This is a genomic window from Paenibacillus sp. FSL H3-0469 (assembly GCF_038051945.1).
GTDB lineage: Bacteria > Bacillota > Bacilli > Paenibacillales > Paenibacillaceae > Paenibacillus_AQ.
The window spans coordinates 641,966-650,338 of record NZ_CP150302.1; the positions used below are offsets into that span (position 1 = coordinate 641,966).

General features: G+C 56.0%; 2 protein-coding genes. Both read left to right on the forward strand.

The annotated features are described in order from the left end of the window. Window positions 1-30: 30 nt before the first annotated feature. Window positions 31-6,195 (forward strand): SDR family NAD(P)-dependent oxidoreductase, encoded by a 6,165-nt coding sequence (locus NSS83_RS02800; protein WP_341347625.1) that lies wholly within the window; start codon window positions 31-33, stop codon window positions 6,193-6,195. Continuing rightward, complete coding sequence (locus NSS83_RS02805) at window positions 6,188-8,350, forward strand: type I polyketide synthase (protein ID WP_341185849.1); 2,163 nt, start codon at window positions 6,188-6,190, stop codon at window positions 8,348-8,350. The genes NSS83_RS02800 and NSS83_RS02805 overlap by 8 nt, the downstream gene beginning before the upstream one ends. Window positions 8,351-8,373 lie beyond the last annotated feature (23 nt).

The window sequence follows — 8,373 nt, forward strand, 5'->3', positions numbered from 1 at the left end:
TTGAATACGGGAGAGCGGAGAGGTGCGGGGATGGACACTTTACACGGCACAAGGTTCAGTACAGTAATCACCAACAGCAATTACATTGTCAGAGATCATCGGGTCCATGGTGTGCGGATGATGCCGGGAGTCACACTGCTGGACATGATCTGCCGGTTCCTGCAGACCAAGGGCGTGAATCTGCGTGACATTGAGCTGCGCAAGGTCCTGTTCAGCGAGCCGGTCACAACCAGTGATCAGTACGATAAGAAGATCCGGATCACTTTCACAAGGGCAGCAGACGGGTACGGGATTGTGGCACAGTCCCGGAAGGTCAAGGGGCACCGCGAGCTGGACAGTGTCTGGGATGAGAATCTGCGCTGCGAGCTGCATTTGTCTCCTCCGCGCAGCGGCGAACGGAAATCGATTGACATCGGGCAGATCAAAAGCCAGAGCCGGCGTGTGGAAGACCTGGACCATGCCTACAGCTATGTACGGCGAATTGATATCCGCCACCTTGAATTCATGAAGGGTCTGGGGAAGCTGTATTATGGCGACCAGCGGATTCTCGCGGAGATTAGTCTGGGAGAACTGGCCAGGGAGTATATGGATCACTTCTGCATGCATCCTTGTTATCTGGATGCGGCCACGCTGGTGCAGGGCTTCGTCGTCCTGCAGGAGCTGGATTTCTCCCGCGGAATTCAAGCCTCCATTCCGATGTTCATCGAATCCTTCCATGCGTATGAACCAATGAAGGAGCAGATCTACGTCTACATTAAGGATGAGGGTTACCCGGATGGCGACATCCGTGACCTGATGTATTTCGATATTGAGGTATATAACGCACAGGGGGAAGAGATAGCCTGCTTCAAGCGCTGGGGCCTCAAAAAGATCCGCTCCAAGGAGCTGATCCGCAATCCCCGGAAGCTCCTGAATCCGGTTGATCCGGCAGCGGAGACGGAGCCGGGGACGGGGACGAATACGGTACAGACTAATCCTAGCGTGCCGCTGAACCTGGCGGGGAATCCGGCTGGAGAACGTGCACGCCAGGACGCGGTTACCTCTTATCTGAAGCATCTGGTAAGCGATTTGTCCGGAAGGGACGAGGCCGGGCTTCAGACAGAGGAGGGCTTTTATAGTCTGGGGCTCAATTCACAGCATCTGCTGGACATCGTGAAGCGGCTGGAGGAGAGGCTGGGATGCCCATTGTATCCGACGCTGCTCTTCGAATATGCCACACTGGATGAGCTGAGCCGCTATATTCTCCGGGAGCACGCAGAGTCGTTCTTTCGTTCCGGTACGGTTGTGCACGCCTATACCCCAGCTTGGACAGAACGTCCGTTAAGACATCCGGGAGGGCTGGGATATCCGAGGCAACAGGAGCAGGTGCTGGTCTTATGCCGGGAACGGGATACGCTGCCGGATCTGACTGAAGCTGCGGCTGGCAACCGGTACACCTTCGTACATCCGGGAGAAGAATTCGCTGTAGAAGGGCCGGGCTTGTACCGCATCAATCTGGCCCGTGAACAGGATTACAAGCAGCTCGCGGATGCATTATCCGCGTCAAGACAGTTGCCAACGGTTCTAATCAACAGCCTGAACTGCAGCGGGGAGAGCCGGATTGATCTGACGGAGCCGTCCGGGCAGCGGGTAATGCCCATGTTCTGCATTCTTAGAGAGCTGCTGCGCAGCAGAATAGAATCGGCTGTAAAAGTATTGTATCTGTACAATCGGACAGGCTCTGCGGCTCATCCGGGTGATTCAGCCATGGAAGGATTTCTGGCCTGTCTTCAATCGGAGACAGATAAAGTAACTTATAAATGCATCGGACTAGACGCGGAGAACACACAACACTTACATACCCTTGTCCGTAACGAGCTTCATGAGGGCTGGGAAGATGGCCGAAGCATCGAATATACACAGGGGACACGTAGAATCCGGACTTACCGCAAGGCCGGTCAAACCGCTGGCGGTGAAGCGGCAGCGATCCGCAGACATCATATTTATTTAATTACCGGCGGGGCCGGCGGGATTGGACAGCAGCTGGCGGCGTATGTTCTGAAGCAAGGCGGGACAGCTCTCCTCTGCGGCAGAGCAGCGAAGCTGCTGGAACAAAACCTGGCTGCGTTAGGCGCGCATCCGCAGCTGGACTATATGGCTTGCGATGTAACCGACAGGTCATCGGTGGAGCGGCTGCATGCTTATGTGAAGGAGAAGTACGGCAGGCTGGACGGGATTTTTCACGGTGCGGGAATGACCCGGGATTCGCTGCTGGTTCATAAGGACAGTGCAGATTTCCTTGACGTACTGCGGGCGAAGACAGAAGGGACGGCGAATCTGGATGAAGTATTTCAGGAGGAGCCGCTGGCGTTCTTCGCCGGGTTCTCTTCTGTCGCGGGGGTCCTGGGCAATCCGGCTCAAAGCGATTATGCGTATGCGAACTTGTACATGGACGGCTATATGCAGCATAGGGAAATATGGAGAACGCAGGGACGGAGGAGCGGTAAATCCCTGTCTGTTAACTGGCCGCTCTGGCGCGACGGGGGGATGAAGGGCGGCGAGCACACAGAGCTTGCGCTAAAAAATAAATTCGGCATTGCGGTGTTGGATACCTCCGCAGCAATCGCGGCGCTGGAGTGGGCCTTGCAGCGCGAAGAAGCCGTACTGCTCATGGCTCCGGGGGAAGAACTCCGAATCGATGAATTCCTGATTAGAGAAGGAAGTCCAGCAAGTGAGCCTGCGGTTGCTCCGCAGCCCGAGTTCATCCAGAGCCCGTCCAGAGCCGCCGGAAGCGAAGACGGGGATCTCGCAATTATCGGCATCAGCGGAAGATTCCCGGGGGCGGACAATCTGGAAGAATATTGGGAGCTGCTCAAGTCAGGCCGGGATGCGGTAACTGAGATCGATCCGCAGCGGTGGAACCATGAAGAACAGCAGCTTACGGCACAGGAGAGCTGGGGCAAGGATAGCTCCAGATGGGGCGGCTTCCTGCGCGATGTGGACAAGTTCGATTCCCTCCTGTTCAATGTCGCCCCTTATCAAGCCGCGCTGATGGACCCGCATGAGCGGATATTCCTGGAGCTGGCCTGGGAGACATTCGAGGATGGGGGATATAACCGCTCAGCACTAAAAGGCAAGAAGGTGGGCGTATTCACTGGAGCGATGTGGATGCAATACCAGCTTTACAATACCGGCCGGCAGGTTTCCACTTCTACGATCTCCTCCATTGCTAACCGGGTATCCTACTATTTTGGACTGACCGGACCTTCTCTGGGCATTGACACGATGTGCTCTTCCTCCATGACGGCACTGCATCTGGCCTGCCAGAGCGTGAAGAATCAGGATTGTGCCATGGCGCTGGTCGGAGGCGTTAACCTCTCCGTACACCCGGATAAATATCTTCTGTTGTCCCAGGGCAACTTCGCTTCTTCAGACGGCAGATGCCGCAGCTTCGGTGAAGGCGGGGATGGGTATGTACCGGCAGAGGCGGCGGGGGCCATCCTGATTAAGCCGCTGCGGCAGGCAGAGCGGGATCATGACCGCATTTATGCAATCATCAAAGGCAGCGCCATCAACCATGGCGGCGAAGCCAGCGGATTCACCGTACCTAATCAGCGTGCACAGGAAGAAGCGGTAACGGAAGCGATCACCAGAAGCGGTGTGGATGCAGGCACGATCAATTATATTGAAGCACACGGGACAGGTACCCCACTTGGTGATCCTGTTGAGATGCAGGCGCTAATGAATGCTTTTGCCCCCTATAGGAATGCTGGCTTCAGCTGTGCCATAGGCTCGGTCAAATCCAATATCGGCCATGCTGAAGCGGCAGCCGGAATATCAGCCATCGCGAAGGTCATCCTTCAGATGCAGCATGGGCAGCTCGTACCTTCATTACATTCGGAGCCCCTTAACCCGCATCTGCGGCTTGAGGATTCGGGCTTCTATATTCAGCGGAAGCTTGAGACATGGTTACCTGTCACACGTAGGGGCCAGGAACGGACAACCGTATACCCTAGACGCGCTGGCATCAGTGCCTTCGGTGCAGGCGGTTCCAACGCTCATGTCATTCTGGAGCAATATACAGGCAGTCTAGAGGACAGCAATCAGGAACAGGAAGAGACGGATACACACGGACCTTATGTCTTTGTGTTGTCCGCCCAGACTCCTGAGCGGCTGCAAGCCTATGTCCGGCGGATGAGGGACTTCATCGGACATGAGCAGGCTGAGGACTGGGGCCATATGAAGGAAGTGCTCTCATATCTGAAGCAGCAGATGGCTCAGATGCTGGATCTTAAGATTACCGGGATTACGGAGGATCACACCCTCTCTGAGCTGGGCCTTGGTCCTGTCGAAACGATCCGGTTAAAGGAGATGCTCGCGGCAGAATTCGGCCTTGCGGCTGATGCTATCGCTGTTAGCGGTGACTTGACGCTGCTGGAGCTGGGCAATCGGCTTATACCCGGAAGAGCAAGTACGGAATTACGCGGGGCTGGCGATGAAGCGAAGACTGGTGCTGTACACGAGCTATCTCTAATGGGGCTAAGCTATACCCTTCAGGTTGCCAGAGAACCTATGAAGCACCGGGTAGCCATCGTATACAGCACTCGAAACGAGCTTCTAGCTTTGCTTACGGATTACTTGGATGAGCGGGCTTCTGGCCAGTGCTTCGCTTCACAGGTACATGGCCAATCATTACCGGAGGTCCCGGCATACAAGCTGCATGAAGCCGGAAGCCTGGCCCGGGCCTGGGCGCAAGGCGCTGCGATAGACTGGCGGGCGCTGTACGGGAATTCAACACCTGAGCTTGTATCGCTGCCGCATTACCCTTTTGCCCGCAAAAGCTATTGGATAGAGGCTGCGAATTCATTACATCCAACGACAAGTACACAAGAGCCTGTAAAAACGGCACAGGCTTCGGAACCCGCAGTGCCCATTGCAGCCGGGACGGCGTATACCGGAGACGAAGTTGTGCTTGAACGGCTGGAAGGCGGCGTAGCATTGATCCGCATGCAGGATATCAGACATAACAACACATTCACCCATGAGGTCATACAGGGACTAACCCATTGCTTCAACCTTGCACAGCAGGACGAACAGATCAAGGCAATTGTCGTTGCCGGGGATGAGCGGATCTTCTCCATGGGCGGCACCCAGGAGCAGCTGTTGGATATTTCCGACTCGATGCTGAGCTTCACGGACGCCCCGATCCTCTATAGGGGGATGCTGGAATGCCCTATTCCGGTAATCTCCGCGATGGAAGGCCATGCTTCCGGAGGCGGTATGCTGTTCGGATTGTACGCGGATATCGTGGTGATGGCTGAAGAGAGCGTTTATTCTGCTGCTTTTGCCAAATATGGCTTCACCCCGGGAATGGGCGCCACCTTCATCCTGGAGGACAAGCTGGGCAAAAACCTCGCCATGGAAATGATGTTCACGGCCAGCATGTACACAGGAGAACAGCTCAAAGACAGAGCTGCACCGGTTCTCTTCAGGGCTAAGAATAAGGTATTGCAGGAAGCCGTGTCGATTGCCCGGCAAATTGCCGGGAAGCCCCGGACGACTGTTAGCGTGCTGAAGCAGGAGCTGTCCAGCCGGGTGCTGGAACCGCTGCTGCGCTGTGTAGAACGGGAGAATGAAATGCACCGGATTACGTTCACCACACCAGAGGTCAAGGCGAAGATCCGCCATTTATACCGGCCTCGGACGCCGGAAGCAGATGAACAGGAAAGCGGCAAGCGGGCAGCAGGCACAGCACCAGACGGAGCAGGGAATATGAAATACCCGGATACAAAGGAGAATGCGGCTGCTGATACAAATGCCGAAGCTGCGATGAGCATCAGGAGCGAACTCACCCGGATCGTTGCCGGGCGGATTCAACTGGATGAAGAGAAGCTGGATGCGGAGATGAGTTTCAAGGAGATGGGGGTGGATTCCATCAGCGGTGTGGAGATTGTCCGCGATCTGAACGAGTGCTTCGGACTCCGGCTGGATACCATCGATATTTATGATTACTACTCCATTAACCTGCTTGCAGAGCACATCGGACGTATACAGGGTGTATTGCTGGAACCCAAGGCTGCCGAGGTATCAGTGCAAGCCGTTGACGCTCCGCTTAACCCGGAGGATCACGACCTGCTGGAGCTTTTGTCCAGACTGGACGGGGATGAGCTGGATGTGGATGAGGTTGCCCAGTTCTTGGAGGTGTACTATGAGTAACGGCGGGATGATCAGAGATATTCTGCAGCAGATCAAGGAGCATAGGTTGGAGGCCCGTGAAGGCCTGAGACGTATCAATGAACTGAAGAAGCTGGACCGGACAGCCGCTGCCGCGCAGCAGGAGCATACTCAAGAATCGGTGGAGGAGCTGGTCAAGGATGTGCTGTGCCGGGTGGTCAAGCTTCAGCCGGAGGAGATAAGCGATGAGCTGTCTTTTAAGGAGATGGGAATTGATTCGATCAGCAGTGTGGAGATTGTCCGCGACCTGAATGAAGCGCTGCGGCTCCAGCTCGACGGAATTCTGCTCTATGACTATCCGACGATTCCGGAGCTGGCCCGGTATATGGTTCACGAGGTTCAGAAGAATAGTATTCCTAATATTCCGGGTCCGCTCCATAGAGAGCAGGCGGCTGCGGAGAAGGTACCGGAGAGCAGCTCTGAAGCCGAAGCGGCACGTTCTCTGCGGCTGAACCACAGATATGAATATATGAACGATCTGATCGACCAGTTCTCCCAGCACAAACCGGAAGCCGCACCATCCGCACCGATTGCAGTGACTCCAGTCAAGCAAGACGCTGGACCATCTCGTGAACCGGTAAAAGCACCGGCGGTGCAGGCTTCTCTGTCCGCAATACCGCCAGTCTCCGGGGCGCCCAAGCTTCTGCTTCAGACCGGCGCGAATTCAGTGGCACCCGCAGCTCCTGCTGCGGAAGCGGAACCAGCCGGCAAAATCAAGCTTGGCTTCTCCACCGCCGCTCGCAATGCGAAAGAACCGGCCGCAGCTGCGCCAAAAGCTGCATTCAGCAGTCCGCCGGCAGCCGCACCCGCCACAGCATCCGCCGCTGTGCCGGAAGGCATTGCCATCGTCGGATTATCAGGCCGGTTTCCCGGCGCAGCTACGGCAAGAGAGCTGTGGCGTAACCTGCGGGACGGCGTCTCCAGCACAGGTGAGGTTCCCGGCAGCAGGTTCGATATCCGTGCCTGGTATGACAAAGACCACAAGGCCGACCAGAAGACCTACTGTACCGTTGCCGGTCTGCTTGAGCAGGTGGATGAATTTGATCCGTTATTCTTCAATATCTCACCTAAAGAGGCGGAGATTATGGACCCGCAGCAGCGGATTTTTCTGCAGGAGGCCTGGAACGCGCTGGAGGATGCCGGATATTCCGACCAGGCGGTGCAGAACACCCGCTGCGGCGTATTTGTCGGATGTGCTCCAAGCGACTATACCAAGCATCTGGAAGCGAATCACTTGAGCAATACCTCAGAGGCTTTTACAGGAACCTCTTCCTCTATCCTGGCCGCCCGGATTTCGTATTTCCTGAACCTGAAGGGACCGAGTATTTCGCTGGATACCGCCTGCTCCTCCTCGCTGGTAGCTGTACATCAGGCGTGTGCCAGCCTCTGGAATGGGGAATGCGATATGGCGCTTGCCGGAGGCATCCGGCTGATGATTACGCCTGACAGTATGGTGCAGAGCAGCCAGATGGAGATTTTGTCGGCAGAGGGGGTATGCAGACCCTTCGATCAGGCCGCAGACGGGACCTTGCTGAGTGAGGGGGCCGGGGTTGTGGTCCTGAAGCCGCTTAAGCAGGCGATTGAGAACAGGGACCATATCTACGGAGTGATCCGGGGAAGCGGCGTGAATCAGGACGGCCGGACCAACGGCATTACGGCGCCGAGTGTGAATTCGCAGATTCAGCTGGAGAGAACGGTCTATGAGAGATTCGGGATCGATCCGGCTGAGATCAATTATGTGGAAGCGCATGGAACGGGCACCTCACTCGGTGATCCGATTGAAGTCAAGGCGCTGACAGAGGCCTTCCGGTCTTTTACACAGGACAGCCAGTACTGCGCGCTCGGTTCCGTCAAGGCCAATATCGGACATGCCACGATGGCCGCCGGAGTCGCCGGAATGATTAAGATTCTGCTGTCTCTGAAGCACAGGCAGATTCCGCCGCTGATCCACTATACCCGGCTTAACGAGAAGATCCGGCTGGAGGGAAGCCCTTTCTATATCAACCGTGAGCTGGTGGACTGGCCGGAGAACAAACGCGGCTCCCGGATGGCTGCCATCAGCGGCTTCGGCTTCAGCGGAACGAACTGCCATCTTGTCATTGAAGAATACCGCAACAGCGGCTGGAAGTCCAAATAAGCATTCATTAGGAAGAGAAGTGG